The organism is Oleiphilus sp. HI0043 (assembly GCF_001634935.1).
Map to the genome: position 1 here is coordinate 1 of NZ_LWEY01000123.1, position 818 is coordinate 818.

The following is an 818-nucleotide window of genomic DNA, read 5'->3' on the forward strand; positions in this document are numbered from 1 at the left end:
TTCAAACAAAGCACCCATTGATACGCCAAGTACACCTAAACACTTAAGCAAAAAAAATGCCCAGATTCTAAGAGAAGAAGCTGAGCATACTGATGATTTGAAACTAAAAAAGATTTTACTTCAGTTAGCCAGACATACTGATTAGCAGATTAGTATCAATATATCCGGCTCGCTGGTTTTCTCTTATGCAGCCACTTAAGCAGCTAACACTGGCTTCATATATGAAATTGGAGCTGTACTTGCGTCTTCGAAAGTATTCACTTCCCAAGCATCGGTTTCCTTGATGAGTTTTCGCAGCAACTTGTTGTTCAAGTCATGACCAGACTTGTAACCTTTAAACTCACCAATCAAGCTATTGCCCAATAAGTATAAGTCGCCGATAGCATCCAAAATTTTGTGTTTTACGAACTCATCGTCATAACGCAAACCATCTTCGTTCAAGACCTTGTAGTCATCAACAACAATTGCGTTATCGAAACTACCGCCTTGAGCTAGATTCATTGCTTGCAAACGTTCAAAGTCACGCATAAAACCAAAAGTCCGGGCACGGCTTACTTCTTTTACAAACGAGGTGCTCGAGAAATCAATCGCCGCATCTTGAGTACCCTGATGAAAAACAGGGTGATCAAAGTCAATTGAAAAGCCAACTTTGAAGCCATTAAAAGGCACAAACGTCGCTTTCTTACCGTCTTCTTCGATCGTCACTTCTTTGGTGATGCGAATAAACTTCTTAGCCGCTTCTTGCTCTTCAATTCCCGCAGACTGGATTAGAAAAACAAAAGGACCAGCACTACCATCCATAATGGGTACTTCTTCAG

Annotated in this window: 1 protein-coding gene; it reads right to left on the reverse strand. The window is 40.8% G+C overall.

The window, feature by feature from the left end:
* Positions 1 to 195: 195 nt before the first annotated feature.
* A partial coding sequence (gene lpxC / locus A3729_RS02645) for a UDP-3-O-acyl-N-acetylglucosamine deacetylase (RefSeq protein ID WP_068633082.1) occupies positions 196 to 818 on the reverse strand: 623 nt, incomplete at its 5' end.